Genomic DNA, 17,898 nt, shown 5'->3' with positions numbered 1-17,898 from the left:
CGTGTTCACGGTCAAGGCGATCGCCGAACTCGTCGCCCCGCCGACCATAAACATCACCGATCTCGACGAGAACGCCGACCTCGACATCGTCAGGGACGAGCCGCGCACCCTGCCGGCCGAGACCCCGGCCGGCCCGATCGTCGCGCTGAACAACTCCTTCGGCTTCGGCGGCCACAACGTCGTGCTCGCGGTACGCCGCGTCTGATTCCGGGCCTCCAGCGAGTAAGGACACCATGACAGCGACCACGGACACGAAGCCGGCCAAGCCGTCGCGCGAGGACGACCCGCGCGGCCCGCTCAAGCGGCTGGCGAAGCTGTTCGACGAGGGCACCCTCGAGCTGCTTACGCCGTTCGACGACTCCGGTTTCGTCGCCGCGATCGGCCTGGTCAACGGCGCCAAGGCCACCTCGTACGCCTCCGACCCGACGATCCAGGGCGGGGCCATGGGCTCCGCGGGCTGCAAGGCGATCCTGGTCGCCTACGAGCGCGCGCTGGCCGAGGGGTGCCCGGTCATCGGCCTGTTCCACTCCGGTGGCGCGAGGCTGGCCGAGGGCGTGCTCTCGCTGCACGCGGTCGGCCAGGTCTTCGCGATGATGACCCGGGTCTCCGGCAAGATCCCGCAGATCTCCCTGGTGCTCGGCCCGGCCGCCGGCGGCGCGGCCTATGGCCCGGCGCTGACCGACATCGTGGTGCTCGGCCCGGCGGGGCGGGTGTTCGTCACCGGCCCCGAGGTGGTGCGCTCGGTCACCGGCGAAGCGGTGGACATGGACCGGCTCGGTGGCCCCGAACCGCACGGCCGCCGCTCGGGCGTGGTGCACGTCGTCACGCACAGCGAGGAGGAGGCCTTCGCCAACACCCGGCGGCTGGCCGCGCTGCTCGGCGATCAGGGCACGATGGACCTCGGCACCATCGCCGAGCGCGACCTGGCCGGCCTGCTGCCCGAGTCGCCCAAGCGCGCGTACGACGTGCATCCGCTGGTGAACGGCGTGCTCGACGGCGCGGGTGTGGAGCTGCACCCGAAGTGGGCGCCCAACATCGTCACCACGCTGGGTCGTTTGGGGGGGCGTACCGTCGGCGTGATCGCGAACAACCCGCTGCGGCTCGGCGGCTGCCTCGACTCGGCCTCGGCGGAGAAGGCCGCGCGCTTCGTGCGGATGTGCGACGCGTTCGGCGTGCCGCTGGTCGTCCTGGTGGACGTTCCCGGTTACCTGCCCGGCGTCGGCCAGGAGTGGGACGGCGTAGTACGGCGCGGCGCGAAGCTGCTGCATGCGTTCGCCGAGGCGGTCGTGCCGCGGGTCACGCTGGTCACCCGGAAGACCTACGGCGGCGCGTACATCGCGATGAACTCCCGCGCCCTCGGCGCGACGCGCGTGTTCGCCTGGCCGACCGCGCAGGTCGCGGTCATGGGCGCGGTCGCCGCGGTCCGCATCCTGCACCGGCGCAAGCTGGCCGAGGTGGCGGAGGACCTGCGCCCGCAGCTGGAGCTCGAACTGGCCGCCGAGCACGAGAAGATGGCCGGCGGGCTGGACAAGGCGATGGAGATCGGCGTGGTGGACGAGGTGATCGAGCCCTCCGCGACCCGCCGCGCGCTGGCCGCCGCCATCGTCGCCGCCCCGCAGCGGCGCGGCGCGCACGGCAACATCCCGTTGTAGGCCTCTGCTTGTCGACCACTGCCGCTTGCAGGCAACCGTGGGCAACCGTCGAGAACGACGAGCCGGCGGCGCGGGAGGATCGCGCCGCCGGCTCGTCGTTTGGCTCGGACGCGCCTATAAACACTGTTTGAGTCAAACCTGGATCTAGTCCGGACAAAAGATGGCGTCCCGGTGACGCCATCGGGTAAGTACCTAGTCGAGTGGGAAGGATCAAGTGTGGCGAAGGGAGGGATACGCGGTGTGGATCGGGTACCGGTCGGTGTTCGGGGTGGACTGGAAGGAGGCCAACCGCGGACCCGAGATCGCCGCGGAGCGGTTCGCCCGCTGGCTCACCCGTGAGGGTTTCGACGCCGATTTCGATCCCGAGCCCGGGCGCTACCGGATCGGCAGCGCGGCGGTGCTGACCGAGACGGAGGCGGTGGAGCCCGGGCGGTTCAAGGCGGTGCGGTACCGGCTCAAGGAGCCGCCGCGCGCCGGGGTGCACTGGTACACCTCGCTCACCTTCGTCTCCCTGTCCCGGCGGCCTGACAAGGAACTGCGTGAGCACGGCTACTTCCTCATCGAGGTCTCCGCGCGCGGCACCGACCCCGCGACGCCGATAGACGAGCGGGTGCGCACGCCCGACCTGACCGGCCTGGTGCTCGACGCGGTCACCGCGACCGACGGCCCGGCCCGGCTGACCACCGGCCCACAGCCGGTCACCGCGCGGGCGGTGGACGACCTGATCAACGTGCTCTGCGATCCCGGCCGGCGGATGCCCGCGGTGGTCGCGGTGCCCGGCGACGGCGACGACCTGTTGCTGTGGCAGGAGCGCTTCACCGAGGCGACCAGGTATCTGCACGGGATCGCGTCGCTCTACCTGCTCGACGACGAGGCCGGCCACAAACTCAACAACGAGTTCGAATACCACTGGACCACCGCCGCGCTGCGCACCTTCCATCCCCTGGTCGACCCGGCGACCCGGGAGGACGGCGAGCGGCATCCGGTGCTCAAGGGCGACCGGCTCGAATACGAGATGGACGCGGTGCAGGCGATCCTCACCCACCGGATCCGGGCCGCGACCGCCGCCGCGCCGCTGCCCGAGCCGCTGGCCGGCGTCGGTGACGCGTTGTTCCGAGCCAACGAGCAGCAGCGCGCCGACGCGGCGCAGGACCGGCGGCGCACCCACGCGGTGCCCGGCTACGGCTCGGTGCAGGTCCTTGAGCGCGGCGAGAGCGGCGACCCCGCGGTGGCCGGTGAGCCGGAGCCGAGCCCGTTCGACCTGCTCATCGACTCCTTCGGCGACTTCCCCAACCTGCTGGTCACCGCGGAGGAGGGCCCGATGCGGCACCTCGGCCAGCACAAGGACGCGGCCACTTTCGCCGCCAAGGCCCGCGAGGCGCTGGCCGCGCTCGACGCCTACGTCGCGCTGCGCCGGGCCGGCCTGTGGGACGGCGGCGGCTTCCGCATGTACTGCGAGGACTCCAGGCACGGCGGCCGGATCTACCCGGCCACCCAGGTGGCGGCGCAGGAGTCCGACACGGTGCGTCAGGACCCGAGGATGGCCGAGCAGCGCCGCTTCCGGGTGCCGCGCAGCGTGTCAGAGAGCGGATACGCAGAGTTCTGGGCGCACGTCAAGATCGGCAGCTCCGGCCAGGTCGCGCCGCGGCTGCACTACCTGGACGACACGAGCGGGCCGACCGGCTGCGTGATCGTGGGCTACCTGGGCCACCACCTGAAGAACACCAGGTCGAGCTGAGCAGCGCCGGATCCGCGCAGCCGCCGCGGCGACCGACTCAGGACACGACTTCGACTTCGTCGCCGATGTGCAGGAAGTTGTACACCCACGCCGCGTCGCCGTCGCCCAGGTGCACGCAGCCGTGTGAACGCACGTACACCGAGCCCTGGTGGAAGGCCTCGCCTCCGTCGAAGAACACGGAATACGGCATCGGGGCGTTGTTGTAGATCGTCGAGTACCACATGTAGTTCTTGCGATACACGGAGAAAGTGCCCAGCTCGGTGCCGTAACCGTACCGGCCGGTGGCGACGCGGATCGGGCCGCGCATCAGGCTGCCGTCGCGCACGAACCAGGCCTCCTGCCGGGAGAGCGAGACGCAGGCCACGGCCTCGGCGCTGCACGGATCTCCGGCCGGGGCCTTCGCGACGACCTGGCTCGGAACCGCCGCGCGGGTCGACGGGGCAGTGGTGCTCGGTGCTGTGCTCGGCGGGGCGGGCTTGGCCGTGGTCACGGCCGTGGAGGGCGAGGGCGACGCAGCGCTCGTAGACGGCGGTGCCGGCGGCGCGGGCTGCGACGAGGTCGCCGGCGCCAGCGGCTTCACGGCCGCGGCGGGGCTGGCACTGGTCTGTACGGCGCAGCCCGCCGTGGCGCCCGCGAGAGCGAGCGCGGCACCGGACTTCGCCAGGGCACGGGATATTCGTCGCAACCGGCTCACCCACTTCTCTCGGGGTCCGCCCACGGACCGTCGCATCGAAGACGACTCGAAAGGCGCCCAGGTTGCGGCCGTATCCGAGTCGTGACCCGCGTGCCCTGAGCCGTGCTGCTCAGCCTGATCGAGCCTGTATTTCCCAGCCCTGATCGGGCTGTGCTCGTGGGCCCCGATCGGGGCTGTGATCCTGGGCCCTGACTGGGTCTGTGATTCTGGGCCCTGATCAGGGCTGTGTTTGTGGGCTCTGACCGGGCCGGGCCTCTCAGCCGTCTGCGATCCTGTTCCACAGCGCGATCACCGGGCGGTCGTGCTCGAATCCGAGGGCGGATACGGCGGCGGTGCCGAGCAGGAAGTGTGCGCCGTCCCGGGCCGGCAGGCCGAGCCAGCGCGCGGCCAGGATCCGCAGCACGTGCCCGTGCGCTACCAAGGCGACATCGCCGTCGAGCGCCGCCGGGGAGTCCGGTGCCACCAGGGGCCTGACACGTTCGATCACCCGGTCGCAGCGTTCGCCGACGTGCTCCACGCTCTCGCCGGGGAACCCGTCCGGTCCGCCGGGCACCACGCCGTCGTCCCACAGGTACCAGCCGGGCCGCTGCCGCTGGATCTGCGCGGTCGTGCGGCCCTCGTACCCGCCGTAGTCCCATTCCCACAGGTCCGGATCGACGTCGCGGACCGGCAGTCCGGCCAGTTCGGCGGTGCGCCGCGCCCGGATCGCGGGGCTGGCCCAGGCGGCGACGATCTTCCGGTCGGCCAGCAGCCGCCCCGCCGCCTGCGCTCGCTGCTCCCCCTCGGTGGTGAGCGGCACGTCCGTTCGCCCGGTGTGCCGCCCCTGCTTCGCCCACTCTGTCTGGCCGTGCCGCAGCAGGACGATCTCTCCCATACGGCCACCCTAAGGGGTGTTTGAGAAGTGGGGCCGGGGGCGCGGCGCCTGTCACGCACGCTCGCCGCGTTGTCGGTTCGCCCCCAGACAACCAGTCTGGAGGCGAACCTCCGCCTTGCGATCGCACGCGCCATGCGCCGCGCCCTGAACCGACCCGACTTCTCAAACACCCCTTAGGGCCTCGGCTGCTGCTGCACCCTGGCAGGATGAGCCGCATGAGCATGGGCCGTACGAGCACTGGGATCGAGATCGACGAGCAGACCTGGGGCGCCTTCGTCGGGGCGGACGGATTCATGCCCGAGGACGAGGCGCGCGCCCTGCACGCCGCGGCGCTCGACGGCGCGCGGGTCGGACCGCTGGTCGAGATCGGCACCTACCTGGGCAAATCCACGATCCTGCTGGCGGACGCGGCACGCCGGCACGGCCGGAAGGTGGTCACGGTCGACCATCACCGCGGGTCGGAGGAGCACCAGCCGGGTTGGGAGTACCACGACCCCGGGCTGGTGGATCCGCGGATCGGGCTGATCGACACGCTGCCCGGGGCGCGCCGGACCCTGGCGCTCGCCGGGGTCGAACGGGACGTGATCATGATCGTCGGCCGCTCGCCCGAGGTCGCCGCGCTGTGGAGCACGCCGCTCGGGTTCGTATTCATCGACGGCGGCCACACCGACGAGGCCGCACAGGCCGACTACGCGGGATGGTCCCCGCTGGTCGCGCCGGGCGGTCTGCTCGCCATCCACGACGTGTTCCCGGACCCGGCGCAAGGCGGACAGGCGCCGCACCGTATATATAAGCGCGCGCTGGAGTCGGGACTGTTCGCCGAGGATGACGCGCTGTCCGGGACCGGGTCGCTGCGCGTGCTGCGCCGACTCGGTGTTCAGCAGCGTTCAGTGAAGGCCGTTTGACGCAGACTCGGCGTCCGGCGCGCCGGTCTCAGTCCTTGACGATCACGCCGCCGATGGCGGCGGTGCGCCCGGCCATTTCCGGCCCGGGGCCGCTGCCGTCCGGAAGCCAGTCGGTGATCGGGACCAGGCCGGGGTGGATGAAGTCGTAGCCCTTCACCAGTTCCCGCACGTGTGCCGTGGTGCGCGGGGTCAGTTCGATCTGGTCCTGCGCCAGCGTCTTGTCCAGGGCGTTGTTCACTTCCTCGGACTCGACCTCGATCACGTGGAACAGCGAGGCCATGCTGCCGGGGACGACCCGGTCCATCAGGTAGTCCAGCGCCCGCCTGGCTCTGCGATCGTTTGATATGTAGTCCAGCATGCCGAAGAGCAGCAGGCCCACCGGCTGTTCGAAGTCGATCTTCCCGGACAGGCCGGGGCGGGAGAGGACGTCCTGCGGCTCGCGGAAGTTCCCGCCGATGACGGTGACCGGCGGGCCGGGCCTGCCGACCAGCAGGGCCCTGGCGTGCGCCAGCGAGATCGGGTCGTCGGCCACGTAGACGAAGGTGCGGGTGTCCGGGGCGCTCTCGCTCGCGGCCTTGTCGTTGCTGTTCGCGATGGTGATCGCGGCGCCCATCTGGAGGAACTGCCGGATGCCGCTCTCGGCCAGCTTGCGCACCGAGCGCCTGGTGAAGGACTCCGCGGCGCGCGCGGTGATCACCGTGTCCGGCCTGGCTTTGATCAGCGCCTCGGCCGCGTCCCGGTCCGCCTTGAAATGGTCCTTGCCGCCGATCAGGTAGTTGAACATGCGGTTCGGATGCGGCACCGAGGTGTCGATTTGCGGCGGCTCCCAGTTCGCGGCGATCTCCTGGTCCCAGGGCGTCCGCCCGTCCGCCATCCTGTCGCCTCCCCGATTCCGGTCGTCACCGGCTGCTGAGGATACCCTCGCATCCGGCTGCCATCTGCCTTTCCCGGGAAAGGGTACGCCGAGGAGGCGTATCCCGACACCTTTTGACGTCAATCCCGGTGGCTGGCCGGACCTGCGGTCACCCGAATTCGTGTGGGCGCTGATGTATTGCGCCGCGTGTATTCCTTATGCGCGTGATGCGCCCTCTTCGCACTTGACCGTGGTCGGCGGCGCAGCGGCGGACGAGCCTACGTCCGCCCACAAGTTCCACGGTTGAGTTCGAAGAGCCGTGATGCGCTGGGTACAGTGCGGGTGGCGCTGGGCCGGCCCCGGGTGGGGGGCTGGAGCCGGCCCAGCGCTGTCAGCCGGGATCAGGCCAGGTCGTCGAACTCGCCGTCCTTGGCGCCCGCGAGCAGGGCCTTGATTTCAGCGCGGGTGTACACCAGCGCCGGGCCCTGCGGGAACCGCGAGTTGCGCACCGCTACGGAACCGTCCGCGAGCTGCGCGAACTCGACGCAGTTGCCCTGCGAGTTGCTGTGGCTGCTCTTGCGCCAGGCGGCGCCGACCAGGTCGGACGCCGGTATGCCGTTGTACGGGGTGGGGTCGGTCATCTTCGCTCCCGGTTTTTCGGTACCGCGCCGGATCCGCAGTGCGCCGGATCCCGCGCGATGGATGTGGGGGTAATTGGGGCGTCCGCCAGGAATTCGAGCCGCCGTGGGCGCGCCTCGGATCCGTCGATCGTTGTGGGCTGCCTGATTCGGCCCTACGGTCGTCCCATGCAGAAGATACTGCGGATGCGAGTGCTGATGCACGTGCATCCGCAAAGAAACGGGAAAACTTGGGTCAGCGAACCCTGGCGAATGCTGGCGATAACAGAAAAGGGCCGCTCCGGCTACGGAACGACCCCTGGCGGATTTCCGGCCCGGCGGCAGCGGCGTCCGGGTCAGTTGTTGCGGATGATTCGAATGAGGGTTCAGATGTGATCTGAGAGTACGCATCGACGCCGCGATTGCGGCGGCAGCGATGCAGGGCACCGGTGCAGTGGCTTCGACGCGGGGGCACGAACGCGACGGCACTTGCCTGCGTGCCGTCGCCGTGGTGCCGCGCCTGCCGGAGCGCTCGTTCCCTGCCAGCCCGCGCCCTCGGCCTGCGCCGTCAAGTCATGCCGTCAAGTGGCGTCGAAACGCGCCCAGACGACCTTCCCGTGCGGCTGCGGGCTCCAGCCCCACGATGCTGATAACGCTTGCACGAGCATCAGCCCTCGGCCCGACTCCGCCGTGTCCAAGGCGTCCTCGGGCGTCGGCGGCAGCATGCTGCCGTCCGTCACCCGGCAGTACAGGCCGTCCCCGTCGTACGTCAGGTCCAGCCGGATGGTGGCGCCCTGGGTGAACCGGCGATCCGCCCGCGCGTGTAGCAGCGCGTTCGTGATCAGCTCGGAGATCACCAGGTCGACGTCGTCGGCCAGGGCAGCCAGCCGCCACTCGGTGAGCGCTGCGTGGGCGAAACGGCGGGCCGCGCGGGCCGACTCCGGCGCGGTCGGCAGGTCGAGGCCGGTGCTGCGCTCCGGCTCCCCCGGTCGGTCATGGTCGGTGCGGGCTGATTCAGGCTGCATGGATGTGGCGATGGACATGTGGGCGTCCGTGGGGTCGAGGCGGATGAGGCGACGACTGCGGTGGTAGTGCCTGCCGTTGTCGGGTACGTCGTGGGTGCTGCACGGTCTGGCTGGGCTCCGTTCAAGCGCCGGTGAGTGCGGCGCACGCTCGGTCTGAATCAGCATTCGCCCATTCCTCGGATTTAGCAAGGGCCGATGCAACTGCAAACGTAGCGAATGCCGATGCATATGCATCGTAGCGCCCAGTGACGCCATGTCACGCCCTGTTGCCCGAAGAGAACTTCAATTCTCCGCAGGACCGTGCAACACTGGCCCCACGCCGGATGCCGTCACGCTGCGTCCGCGACGCCGGACGCAACGCCGTGTTCGGCCCCGCGAGCAGCGGGAAATCGGTGTTCGAGACGCCGTACGGCAGCCCCGTGCGGAGCCGGACGGGGAGAGGGAGCGGATGGACGGAGTCGGCGACAGCTCTACGGTGCGCCGCATACTCCTGGGTTCCCTGTTGCGACGCCTGCGCGAGCAGAAGAACATCTCGATGCGCGAGGCCGGGTACCACATCCGGGCCACCGAGTCGAAGATCAGCCGCCTGGAGACCGGGAAGGTCTCGTTCAAGGACCGGGACGTCGAGGATCTGCTCAGTTTCTACGGTGTGAACGACCCGAAGGAGCGCGAACAGGTCCTCGACCTGGTGCGCGAGGCGAACACGCTGGGCTGGTGGCACAGCTTCGGCGAGGTGCTGCCCTCCTGGTTCGAGGCCTATGTCGGGCTGGAGTCGGCCGCCTCGGTGGTGCGCGCCTACGAGGTGCAGTTCATCCCGGGCCTGCTTCAGTGCCCCGAGTACGTCGACGCGGTGGTCTCGGCGAACCGGTCGCAGAGCGCGATGGAGATCAAGCGCCGGGTCGAGTTGCGCCAGCGGCGGCAGACGTCGCTGGAGCGTCCTGACGCGCCGATACTGTGGGTGGTGCTGGACGAGGCGTCGCTACGGCGCCCGATCGGCGGCCCCGGCGTGATGAAGTCGCAGATCTCTCATCTCATCGAGCAGGCGGACCGGCCGAACGTGACGATCCAGCTGCTGCCGTACTCGGTCGGCGCGCACGCCGCCGAGGGCGGCGCCTTCACGCTGCTGCGCTTCGCCGAGGCGGACCTGCCCGACGTGGTGTACCTCGAACACCTGACCGGAGCGCAGTACATCGAGCGGCCCGAGGACGTCGAGCAGTACGCGAGGGCGATGGACCGGATCTCGGTGGACGCGCTGCACCCGGACGCCACGATCAAGGCCCTGAACGCGCTGCTGCGGTCCTGAAACCGCGCTGCGGAGGGTTCCCTGTGTTCCCTGTCCCGGCAGGCGTCGAAGCGCCGCTGTCGCCTCGCCGTGGCTGTTGCCCTTGCGCAGCGACTACCGCGCCGTGGAGACGCAGGGCTCTGCGGCGCAGTCCACCGGGAGCGGTTTCGGCAGCGAGCCGCCGCCGAAGACGGTGCGGGTCGCCGCGTCGCCGCCGAGCGCGGCCAGGGCGAGCAGCATCGCGCCCGCGGTCCACGACGTCTTCTCCTGGGGCCAGATCGCCAGGTCGGCGTAGACGTATCCGGTCCAGTACATCCCGTCGCCATCGCGCAGTTGCGCGCCGATGTCACGCAGCAGCCGCCGCGCCTGCGGCTCGCGGCCGATCGCCCACAGCGCTATGGCCAACTCGCAGGTCTCCCCGCCGGTCACCCATGGATGGTCGTCCAGACATCGCACGCCGAGTGAGGGCACGACGAAGCGGTCCCAGCCCTCGTCGATGCGCCGCCGCGCCGCCTCGCCGCGCAGCGCCGTGCCGAGGACCGGGTAGTACCAGTCCATCGAGTAGCGCTCCTTCGGCGTGAAGTGCTCGGGGTGCGAGGTCAGCGCGTGACCGAGCCGGGAGAGCGCCAGCTCCCAGCCTGGCTGGTTCTCGCCGAGCGTGGTCGCCACGGCGACGGCGCAGCGCAGCGACTGGTAGATCGAGCTGCACCCGGTCAGCAGCGCGTCCTCGACGTCCGGATTCCACCGGATCGCGCCGTCAGAGCGCTGATGGCGCAGCACGAACTCGATCGCCGCGGCCACGGTCGGCCACAGCCTGCGCAGGAATCGCCGGTCGCCCGTCGCGAGGAAGTGGTGGTACACGCCGACCGCCGGGTACGCCGCGAAGTTCGTCTCGCGCGTCGCGTCGATGACCTCTGCGACACCGGCGTCGCCGTCGGCGTAGTTGGCGTGCCAGGAACCGTCCGGATTCTGCGCCCGCGCCAGCCAGAGGTACGCCTGGCGCGCCGCCTCGTGCTCGCCGGCCGCGTCGAGCGCCATGGCCGTCTCGACGTGGTCCCAGGGGTCGAGCTTGTCGCCGTGGAACCACGGCAGCGCGCCGTCCGGCCGCTGTAGTGCCCTGATCCCGGCCACGGTCCGGGCTATCCGCGGCGCGTCCAGCACGCGCGCGGCTGCCAGATCGGCGGACGTCATGCGCTCTTGACGGCGTAGACGACCAGGCTCTTGCCCAGCACCGGGTTGAGCAGCGCCTCGCTGACCCGGGTCAGCTTCGGCCCTTTGACGATGTCCCAGACCAACAGCTTGTGGTAAAGCCGCACCGGCGCCGCCTGGTCGTTCTCGATGCCGAGCGCGCACTTGAGCCACCAGTAAGGCGAGTGCAGCGCGTGCGCGTGGTGCATCGCGTAAGGCCGCAGCTTCTGGCCGCGCAGCCTGCGCAGCACCTGGGCGCGCTTGTAAATCCGGACATGGCCGCCCTCGACCTGGTGGTAGGCGTCGGACAGCGCCCAGCAGACGCGCTCCGGGAACCAGCGCGGCACGGTCACGGCTATCCGGCCGCCGGGCTTGAGCACCCGGTACAACTCGGCGAACGCCCGCGCGTCGTCGTGCAGGTGCTCCAGCACCTCCGCGGCGACGATCACGTCGAAGGACTCGTCGGGGAACGGCAGGTTGTACGCGTCGCCGCGCACTGCGATGGCGTGCGTGTCGTACGGGGTCTCGCCCGCCTCGTGCATGATGCGGAACGTCGCCATCACCGTCTCGACTTCAGACATCGAGTAATCGAGTGCGACGACGTCGGCGCCCTTGCGCAGCATGGTGTAGGAGTGTCTGCCGCCGCCGCAGCCTACGTCCAGCACCCGGTCTGCCGGGCCGACCGGGAACCGGTCGAAGTCGACGGTCAGCATTCGGTATCGCCTTTCCTGTCAGTCCTGTGCCGGAGGGTGTTCGAGATGCGGGGTCGGATCGGGGCGCGACGTCTGGCGTGTGCGTTCGCGAGGCGGAGGGTCGTGCTCGGAGTGGGAGTCCGTGCACGGCCCGACAATGCGGCGAGCGTGCGTGACAGGCGACGCGACCCCTGACCCCACTTCTCAAGCACCCCTTAGAGCAGTGGCACGATGCGTCGCCTCGATGCGGGCACGATAGCGGTCTGCGGTCGCGGCTGCTGCGGTGCGCCAGGTGAACCGCGACGTCGCGCGTTCACGGGCCGCGGCGCCGAGCCGCGCGCGCAGCGCCGGGTCGCCGAGCAGCCGGGTCAGCGCCGCGGCGAGCGCGGCCGCGTCGCCCGGCGGCACGGCGAGCGTCGTCTCGCCGTCGGCGCCGGCCACCTCGGGGATCGCCCCGCCGGTGGTGGAGACCAGCGGCAGGCCGATGGCCATCGCCTCGACCGCGGGCAGCGAGAAGCCCTCGTAGAGCGACGGCACGCAGGCCACCTGCGCCGACCGCGACAGGCTGATGAGCTCGTCCTCGCTGATCGAGGAGGCGAAGCGGACGTGCTGCGCCAGTCCCAGGCGCTCGACGGCGCGCAGGACCGCTCCGCCCTCCTTCGGCCGGCTGCCGATGACGACCAGTTCCGCGTGGTCGTACTCGGCACGCACCTTGGCGAAGGCCTCGACCAGCACGGCGACGCCCTTGACCGGCGAGTCGCTGCTCGCGGTGGTCACGATCCGGCCGGGCACCTTCGCTACGGCGGGGGAGGGGGAGAAGCGCTCGACGTCGGTGCCGATCGGGATCGTGGTGATCCGCTCGGGCCGCACCCCGAGGTATTCGGTGATCTGCGCGGCGGACGAGGACGAGACGGTGATGATCTCCGGCAGGCGGCGGGCCACCCGGTGCTGCATCCGGGTGAATCCGTACCAGCGTCGCAGGGTGATCCGGCGGGTGCCGCGTGCGGCGGCCAGTTCGAGCTCGCGGTCGACGTGCACCGGGTGGTGGATCGTGGCCAGTGTCGGGAAGCCGAGGCGCGGTAGCCGCAGCAGGCCGGTGCCGAGGCTCTGGTTGTCGTGCACGACGTCGAACGCGCCGCGCCGGGCGGCCAGGTGTCGGGCGGCGCGCAGCGAGAAGGTGCGCGGCTCGGGGAAGCCGGCGGTGCACATCGTGGCGTACTCAAGCACGTCGATCAGGTCGCGGAATTCGGCCGGCCGGGGGGTGCGAAAGGGGTCGGGCTCGCGGTACAGGTCCAGGCTCGGCAATGGAGTGAAGCCGACGCCTTCGTCGAGTTCCGGGTACGGCTGCCCGGCGAGCACCTCGACCCGGTGGCCGAGCGCGGCGAGCTCGCGGGAGAGGTTGCGGATGTACACACCCTGCCCGCCGGAGAACGGATTGCCCCGGTAACTCAACAGCGCGATACGAAGCGAATCGGCCGCGAACCGCGTGTTCGCCTCGCTCCGGGCGCCGGACGGCCCGCCGTGTTCCACGCCCGACTCCCTGGATGCGGCTTACGAATGACGGATGAGTGATGGCTGGTGCTGCTTGTGGGCGCACTATGCTACCAGGCAGTAACAAACGCTTCGCGAAAGAAGATCGGCTCAGAGTATCCGGCTATCCGGCGGTGGGCGCCGGGGCGCCGGTCTGGATCCGGCGCAGCAGGTCGCGCAGGGTCAGCCGCTCCTCGTCGGTGAGCGAGTCCAGCGGCTCGGCGGCGAAGTCCATGTCGGCCCAGACCTTGCCGCTCAGCTCCGCTCCGGCCGGCGTCGCGGCGACCAGCTTGACCCGCCGGTCGGTCGGACTCGGCTGCCGGGTGACCAGGCCGCGCGCGGCCAGCCGGTCCACCAGGCCGGTGATGTTCGACGGCTCGCACCGCAGCCGCGCGGCGATCCGGTTCATCGGCTCCGGGTGGTCGGCCACCACGTTGAGCAGCTTAGCCTGCACTCCGGTCAGATCGTGCGCCTCGGCCGCGGCGTCGTATTCGTCGTAGAACCGGGTGGACATGCCGGCGATCAGGTCGATGACCTCGCGCGTGATCGGATTGCGGCGCATGGGACAAAGGATAGCCGCATGGTTAATCAGATGAAATATTCGCCTGGACGGCCGAAACCCCGGCCGCTTCGAGTGATGAGAGGCGGGTGGCCGACATGCGCGCGGCACTGGTGTCGCGAAGCGGGCAGGAGCGCGCCGAGGTCCGGGCGGACGTGGCGACGCGTCCCCTCGGACCTACTGACGTGCGCGTTCGCATCAGGGCGAGCGGGGTCTGCCACTCCGACCTGTCGGCGATGGACGGGGTGCTGCCGAACAAGAAGCCGTTCGTCCTCGGCCACGAGGGCGCGGGCGAACTGGTCGAGGTCGGCGAGGCAGTGCCCGGACTCAAGGCCGCGGACCACGTCGTCGTGTGCTGGGTTCCGCCGTGCGGGCACTGCGCTTACTGCCTGAGCGGCCAGGCGAATCTGTGCACTGAGCTGTTCGTCGCGACCGCGCTGACCCCGAACTTCGCGGTGGACGGCGGGCCGGTCTACGGCATGGCCGGGACGGGGACGCTGGCCGAGGAGGTCGTGCTGCCCTGGCAGTGCGCGATCCGGGTGCCCGGCGACGTCCCCTTCGACGTCGCGGCGCTGATCGGCTGCGGCGTCACCACCGGCGTCGGCGCCGTGCTGAACACCGCGCGTGTCACGCCCGGCTCCACGGTCGCGGTGATCGGCTGCGGCGGCGTCGGGATCGCGGCGATCCAGGGCGCCCGGATCGCCGGGGCGGCGGACATCGTCGCCGTCGATCCGAGCGAGGCCAAACGGAGCCTGGTCGGCCGGTTCGGAGCGACCCTCGCCGTACCGCCTGACCAGGCCGAGGCCGCGCGTGAGCAGGTGACCGGACGCCGGGGCTTCGACTACGTCTTCGAATGCGTCGGGCGCGGTGCCCTCGTACGTCAGGCCTATGGGCTGACCCGCCGCGGCGGCTCGGTGGTCGTCGTGGGCGCGGGCGGCCGCGACGACCAGGTCTCGTTCTCGATGGCAGAGCTCTTCTACGACAACAAGCGCATCCTGCCGACGATGTACGGCGGCGGCGACGTGCGCGTCGAGTACGACCGCCTGATCCGGCTCTGGCGTGCCGGCCGGCTCGACCTGGAGTCGATGATCACCGCGCGTCTGCCGATCGAGCGCGTCGACGAGGCGCTGGACCTCATGCGCGCGGGCGAGGCGATCCGCACCGTCATCGAGTTCTGAGCATGCCGCGGGCGAGCACCGGGAATCAGTCCCGGGCTCGGACCGGATCAGACCTCGTCGGCCGCCTGCCGCAGCCTCGTGAACTCCTGCGCCAGCGTCGCCGCGGTCCAGTGCGCGTTCAGGCCGCTGAAGGCACTGGAAACTACACCCAAGGTGGTATAATCAGGGTGTAGATATATGAAGCACGACATCTCAACCCCACGTATAGCCCCCTACGCGCGCATATCCGACTCAGACGAAGAGCGTGCCCCTGGTCTCGACAGGCAGCTTCGGACAGTCATGCCGCTCATTGCTTCACGTGGTGGCGACCCGACTCATGAGTACGTCGACAACGACAAGTCGGCCTTCAAAGAGGATGTCATCCGTGACGAGGGCTTTGAACCGTGGCTCGCCGACTTCATCGCTGGCGAGAACGACGGCATCGCAGCGTTTGACCTCGACCGCCTCTTTCGGCAGCCGCTCGACCTAGAGCGCGTCATCAAGGCGTACTGCCACGCCTACCGCAAGCAGGGCCGTCAGAAGCCTGTCCTGTGGCTTCCAGCCATGAGCCTCGACCTCACCGACGAGGACGGCCAAACTATCGCTCGCATGCTGGTAGCCGTCGCCAACCAAGCAAGCGCCAAGACCTCTAAGCGCATCGTGACTTTCTACCGAGATGAGGCTCTGAAGGGGAAGATCTTCAGCCCATACCCGGCGTTCTACCGCAACAAGGACGGCTCGATCAACGAGGACAAGGCTGTCATCGCGCACAAGGCGATAGCCGATGTCTTCGCTGGCATCCGTCCTACGACCATCGCCGAAGAGTGGCGGAAGAATGGCATCACCACAGCCCGGGGTGGTCGAGTCGTATCTGAGACTGTTCGACGAATCCTCATCGCTCCAGGCATCGCAGGGCTCGCCGTCTATAAGGGAGAGATCCTGCTCCATGACAACGGCGAGCCGATTGAGCGTGAAGACGGTGGGCTCATCGACGTGGCCACCTGGCGGGCGCTGTGTGAGCTTCTCAAGCCGAGACGCGACCGAAACCGGCCGACCAAGGGTCTTCTCAGTCGCACACTCCGCTGTGGTCGGTGTGGCTCGTACATGGTGCACATGCGTAAGAACGACACGTTCTTCACCTACAACTGCCGGTCCCAAGACTCCGGTGGCTGCGGCTTGACTGCCATCTCAGGACCCAGGCTTGAAGAGCAGATCACGTGTCTCGTGCTTGCTTATCTCGACCAACCGATTGAAGCGGCCGAGCCCGAGGTCGCCCCTGGCACAGCACGCCTCGACGAAGTGACCGCGAAGATCGCCGAACTCATGACGGCGTACCGAGCCGGTGACATGTCGGGTTCTATTGTGTTCCCGTCTATCAAGGAGCTTGAGGACGAGCAGAAGAAGCTGCGCTCCCAGGTAGCGCAGCAGGTTCGGAAGGCGAAGCACGTCACGTCGGCTGCGGAGGAGTGGCCCACGCTTGCGCTTGAGAGGAAGCAGGCGATCCTCGATGAGCTCTTCGAGGCAATTGTCATCGCACCAGCGAAGAACGTGCGCATCAAGGGAGTCCAGACGGTTTACGACGAGAACCGTGTGACGGTCGTGTGGCGTCAGCCAAGCAAAAGTTGACGGACCTTAGCCAGACGACTCTTCGTGAGCTTCGGTGCGCTAGCAAGTTGCCCCGTTATCCAGTCGCGCTCTTTAACGAGGGCGGGACTTTTTGTTTTCCGCTGCTTAATTGGCGATGGTGTGGACGCTTGCTTCGAGGCCATAATTTACTGTCAATTATATTACAGGCGAGCCGATAAGTCATCAGCGAGGGCCGTTGCCAATTCCACCATATGCATCCATGCGCGCCACATGCAATAAATAGATATGGGTCATGAAATGCATCGACTCAGAAACCGACCAGTGGAGCAGAAATGGCTATTGTTAGTCGCAAGGTGTCCGACCTGAGTGGTCAGGACGGCGCGGATCACGAGTTCGCTACTGTCGTGGTACGGCAGCACCCGGAGCTCGACCAGCCGAAGGCCCTGGACGTCCTGGCCGCAGAGGTCGAGGCGTTCAAGGAGATCGGCGATCTGGTGATGCTGGAGGTGACCCTGCCGACCGGCCACACCAAGAACGTCGCCATGAAGTTGGCGGACTTCAACAAGCTGGCCCCCGACATGCCGAAGGTACTCAACGAGGCACGCGGCACTCGGGGCCGCCTGCCGGGAACGCGAATCGGCAACGGCAACGGGTAACCTCAAGCTCCATCTCCTACCAACGCTCCCGGTAGTTGAGATGGAAACCCCCGTCCTGGCGACCTGAAAGGGTCGTCGGGGCGGGGGTGTTTACTTCTCGAAACATACATAAATTGATATACTCAAGAACATGAAGCGCACGGAACCTAACTATTCCAATCTACAAGTCACAATCTGGATTCTCTATGGTCTGAGCGCTCTCTTATTGAGCATGCTACTATTCTTCGCTTTTATCTTCTCGCAAGGACGAGAGCTATGGGGTTTAAATGCCTTCACAGCCGACACAGTAGGTGGCTACTGGTACGGGGCGGCAATGATCCTTACGGTCATATGCTTCTTTGGTGGCTTTTTCGTCAGATCTGATGCTCGTCGTAGGCTAGTGGCCACGACCTTTACTATTGGAATCATTCTGACCGCGATCATCGGCCCCACATATATAGCAGGAGGCAGTCTTGGTCAAAGTTGGCTATCCTTCTATACGCCAATCCCGTGGTTCATTGTATGGGTCACCATTGTCACGATGTGGCTATTTATGAAATCCGGGCATAAGCCGGCTTCTTCAATCCCAAAGAATCAAAGAAGTCAGTCACGAAGATAAGTCCAATATTGAAGCAGCCCCCATATCATGAACTCGATCGTTCTTGACAGGGGGCTTTTACTCTTCAGCGATGCTTCATTTCAACGCTTCGGTTACTGGAACGTCAGCGTGGCGATCTTCGCCGCCACGGCAGATTCGTACTCCTGTTGACGGCTCATCGAGCTTGGCCGTGACGGCCGCTGGTTCGGGTGCTGAGGTGCCCACGTGAGCGTCGGGTCGTCGCGCAGCGGGCTCGGAGTCGCTGGTTATCGGGGTTGCGATAGCCGAATGCGCTGCGGGCATCGGTCTTGA

The 17,898-nt window shown here is 68.3% G+C and carries 17 protein-coding genes and 1 pseudogene; 9 read left to right on the top strand and 9 right to left on the bottom strand.

The window, feature by feature from the left end:
* From VGS97_RS03705 to VGS97_RS03695, 3 genes and pseudogenes are all read left to right on the top strand, one after another.
* Positions 1 to 205: pseudogene (locus VGS97_RS03705) on the top strand (beta-ketoacyl-ACP synthase); the annotation flags it as partial.
* 28 nt (positions 206 to 233) lie between these two features.
* Entirely contained in the window at positions 234 to 1,652 is a 1,419-nt protein-coding gene (locus VGS97_RS03700) for a carboxyl transferase domain-containing protein (protein WP_326851741.1), read from the top strand.
* Positions 1,653 to 1,866: 214 nt separating this feature from the next.
* Positions 1,867 to 3,390, top strand: a complete 1,524-nt coding sequence (locus VGS97_RS03695; protein ID WP_326851740.1) for a hypothetical protein — start codon at positions 1,867 to 1,869, stop codon at positions 3,388 to 3,390.
* Positions 3,391 to 3,427: 37 nt separating this feature from the next.
* On the opposite strand, the gene VGS97_RS03690 is transcribed toward VGS97_RS03695, so the two are convergent.
* Together VGS97_RS03690 and VGS97_RS03685 are read right to left on the bottom strand one after the other, a co-directional pair.
* Positions 3,428 to 4,075 carry a L,D-transpeptidase gene (locus tag VGS97_RS03690; RefSeq protein ID WP_326851739.1) on the bottom strand — a complete coding sequence of 216 codons (648 nt, stop codon included), beginning with the start codon at positions 4,073 to 4,075 and terminating at the stop codon, positions 3,428 to 3,430.
* A gap of 265 nt (positions 4,076 to 4,340) precedes the next feature.
* The gene (locus VGS97_RS03685; protein WP_326851738.1) at positions 4,341 to 4,958 is read right to left on the bottom strand and encodes a histidine phosphatase family protein; all 618 of its coding nucleotides are present in this window, start codon (positions 4,956 to 4,958) and stop codon (positions 4,341 to 4,343) included.
* A gap of 215 nt (positions 4,959 to 5,173) precedes the next feature.
* Between VGS97_RS03685 and VGS97_RS03680 the strand changes: the two genes are divergently transcribed.
* On the top strand, positions 5,174 to 5,863 hold the full coding sequence (locus tag VGS97_RS03680; protein WP_326851737.1) for a class I SAM-dependent methyltransferase: 690 nt from the start codon (positions 5,174 to 5,176) through the stop codon (positions 5,861 to 5,863).
* Between the two features lie 28 nt (positions 5,864 to 5,891).
* Here the strand turns inward: VGS97_RS03680 and VGS97_RS03675 are convergent, their stop codons facing one another.
* Positions 5,892 to 6,737: an SAM-dependent methyltransferase gene (locus VGS97_RS03675; protein ID WP_326851736.1), complete on the bottom strand. Its 846-nt coding sequence runs from the start codon at positions 6,735 to 6,737 to the stop codon at positions 5,892 to 5,894.
* A 380-nt stretch (positions 6,738 to 7,117) separates the two neighbouring features.
* Positions 7,118 to 7,357 (bottom strand): DUF397 domain-containing protein, encoded by a 240-nt coding sequence (locus VGS97_RS03670; protein ID WP_326851735.1) that lies wholly within the window; start codon positions 7,355 to 7,357, stop codon positions 7,118 to 7,120.
* A 165-nt stretch (positions 7,358 to 7,522) separates the two neighbouring features.
* Here VGS97_RS03670 and VGS97_RS03665 point away from each other — a divergent pair, with 165 nt between their 5' ends.
* A complete protein-coding gene (locus tag VGS97_RS03665; RefSeq protein WP_326851734.1) occupies positions 7,523 to 7,729 on the top strand; it encodes a hypothetical protein in 207 nt (68 codons plus the stop codon).
* A gap of 185 nt (positions 7,730 to 7,914) precedes the next feature.
* Here VGS97_RS03665 and VGS97_RS03660 read toward each other — a convergent pair whose 3' ends face one another.
* A complete protein-coding gene (locus VGS97_RS03660) occupies positions 7,915 to 8,376 on the bottom strand; it encodes an ATP-binding protein (RefSeq protein WP_326851733.1) in 462 nt (153 codons plus the stop codon).
* Positions 8,377 to 8,806: 430 nt separating this feature from the next.
* Here VGS97_RS03660 and VGS97_RS03655 point away from each other — a divergent pair, with 430 nt between their 5' ends.
* Complete coding sequence (locus VGS97_RS03655) at positions 8,807 to 9,661, top strand: DUF5753 domain-containing protein (RefSeq protein WP_326851732.1); 855 nt, start codon at positions 8,807 to 8,809, stop codon at positions 9,659 to 9,661.
* A 93-nt stretch (positions 9,662 to 9,754) separates the two neighbouring features.
* Here VGS97_RS03655 and VGS97_RS03650 read toward each other — a convergent pair whose 3' ends face one another.
* From VGS97_RS03650 to VGS97_RS03635, 4 genes are all read right to left on the bottom strand, one after another.
* The gene (locus tag VGS97_RS03650; RefSeq protein ID WP_326851731.1) at positions 9,755 to 10,831 is read right to left on the bottom strand and encodes a prenyltransferase; all 1,077 of its coding nucleotides are present in this window, start codon (positions 10,829 to 10,831) and stop codon (positions 9,755 to 9,757) included.
* Positions 10,828 to 11,541, bottom strand: a complete 714-nt coding sequence (locus VGS97_RS03645; RefSeq protein ID WP_326851730.1) for a class I SAM-dependent methyltransferase — start codon at positions 11,539 to 11,541, stop codon at positions 10,828 to 10,830. Before VGS97_RS03645 ends, VGS97_RS03650 begins: the two co-directional genes overlap by 4 nt.
* Before the next feature lie 183 nt (positions 11,542 to 11,724).
* Positions 11,725 to 13,050 carry a glycosyltransferase family 4 protein gene (locus tag VGS97_RS03640; protein ID WP_326851729.1) on the bottom strand — a complete coding sequence of 442 codons (1,326 nt, stop codon included), beginning with the start codon at positions 13,048 to 13,050 and terminating at the stop codon, positions 11,725 to 11,727.
* A gap of 124 nt (positions 13,051 to 13,174) precedes the next feature.
* Positions 13,175 to 13,612 carry a MarR family winged helix-turn-helix transcriptional regulator gene (locus VGS97_RS03635; RefSeq protein WP_326851728.1) on the bottom strand — a complete coding sequence of 146 codons (438 nt, stop codon included), beginning with the start codon at positions 13,610 to 13,612 and terminating at the stop codon, positions 13,175 to 13,177.
* Positions 13,613 to 13,707: 95 nt separating this feature from the next.
* Here VGS97_RS03635 and VGS97_RS03630 point away from each other — a divergent pair, with 95 nt between their 5' ends.
* The 3 genes from VGS97_RS03630 to VGS97_RS03620 all read left to right on the top strand — a co-directional run bounded on the left by VGS97_RS03630 (position 13,708) and on the right by VGS97_RS03620 (position 17,009).
* Positions 13,708 to 14,787: a Zn-dependent alcohol dehydrogenase gene (locus tag VGS97_RS03630; RefSeq protein WP_326851743.1), complete on the top strand. Its 1,080-nt coding sequence runs from the start codon at positions 13,708 to 13,710 to the stop codon at positions 14,785 to 14,787.
* A gap of 177 nt (positions 14,788 to 14,964) precedes the next feature.
* Complete coding sequence (locus VGS97_RS03625) at positions 14,965 to 16,392, top strand: recombinase family protein (protein ID WP_326851727.1); 1,428 nt, start codon at positions 14,965 to 14,967, stop codon at positions 16,390 to 16,392.
* A 293-nt stretch (positions 16,393 to 16,685) separates the two neighbouring features.
* Positions 16,686 to 17,009 carry a hypothetical protein gene (locus VGS97_RS03620; RefSeq protein WP_326851726.1) on the top strand — a complete coding sequence of 108 codons (324 nt, stop codon included), beginning with the start codon at positions 16,686 to 16,688 and terminating at the stop codon, positions 17,007 to 17,009.
* Positions 17,010 to 17,898 lie beyond the last annotated feature (889 nt).

It is taken from the genome of Actinocrinis sp. (genome assembly GCF_035946395.1).
GTDB lineage: Bacteria > Actinomycetota > Actinomycetes > Streptomycetales > Catenulisporaceae > Actinocrinis.
This window is presented reverse-complemented; position numbering and strand designations above follow the sequence as displayed.

Coding starts and splice junctions, on each gene's coding strand:
- VGS97_RS03685 (WP_326851738.1), bottom strand. CDS start 4,958: ATGGGAGAGATCGTCCTGCTGCGGCACGGCCAGACAGAGTGGGCGAAG.
- VGS97_RS03635 (WP_326851728.1), bottom strand. CDS start 13,612: ATGCGCCGCAATCCGATCACGCGCGAGGTCATCGACCTGATCGCCGGC.
- VGS97_RS03625 (WP_326851727.1), top strand. CDS start 14,965: ATGAAGCACGACATCTCAACCCCACGTATAGCCCCCTACGCGCGCATA.
- VGS97_RS03630 (WP_326851743.1), top strand. CDS start 13,708: ATGCGCGCGGCACTGGTGTCGCGAAGCGGGCAGGAGCGCGCCGAGGTC.
- VGS97_RS03620 (WP_326851726.1), top strand. CDS start 16,686: ATGGCTATTGTTAGTCGCAAGGTGTCCGACCTGAGTGGTCAGGACGGC.
- VGS97_RS03665 (WP_326851734.1), top strand. CDS start 7,523: ATGCAGAAGATACTGCGGATGCGAGTGCTGATGCACGTGCATCCGCAA.
- VGS97_RS03650 (WP_326851731.1), bottom strand. CDS start 10,831: ATGACGTCCGCCGATCTGGCAGCCGCGCGCGTGCTGGACGCGCCGCGG.
- VGS97_RS03680 (WP_326851737.1), top strand. CDS start 5,174: ATGAGCATGGGCCGTACGAGCACTGGGATCGAGATCGACGAGCAGACC.
- VGS97_RS03645 (WP_326851730.1), bottom strand. CDS start 11,541: ATGCTGACCGTCGACTTCGACCGGTTCCCGGTCGGCCCGGCAGACCGG.
- VGS97_RS03655 (WP_326851732.1), top strand. CDS start 8,807: ATGGACGGAGTCGGCGACAGCTCTACGGTGCGCCGCATACTCCTGGGT.
- VGS97_RS03700 (WP_326851741.1), top strand. CDS start 234: ATGACAGCGACCACGGACACGAAGCCGGCCAAGCCGTCGCGCGAGGAC.
- VGS97_RS03660 (WP_326851733.1), bottom strand. CDS start 8,376: ATGTCCATCGCCACATCCATGCAGCCTGAATCAGCCCGCACCGACCAT.
- VGS97_RS03675 (WP_326851736.1), bottom strand. CDS start 6,737: ATGGCGGACGGGCGGACGCCCTGGGACCAGGAGATCGCCGCGAACTGG.
- VGS97_RS03670 (WP_326851735.1), bottom strand. CDS start 7,357: ATGACCGACCCCACCCCGTACAACGGCATACCGGCGTCCGACCTGGTC.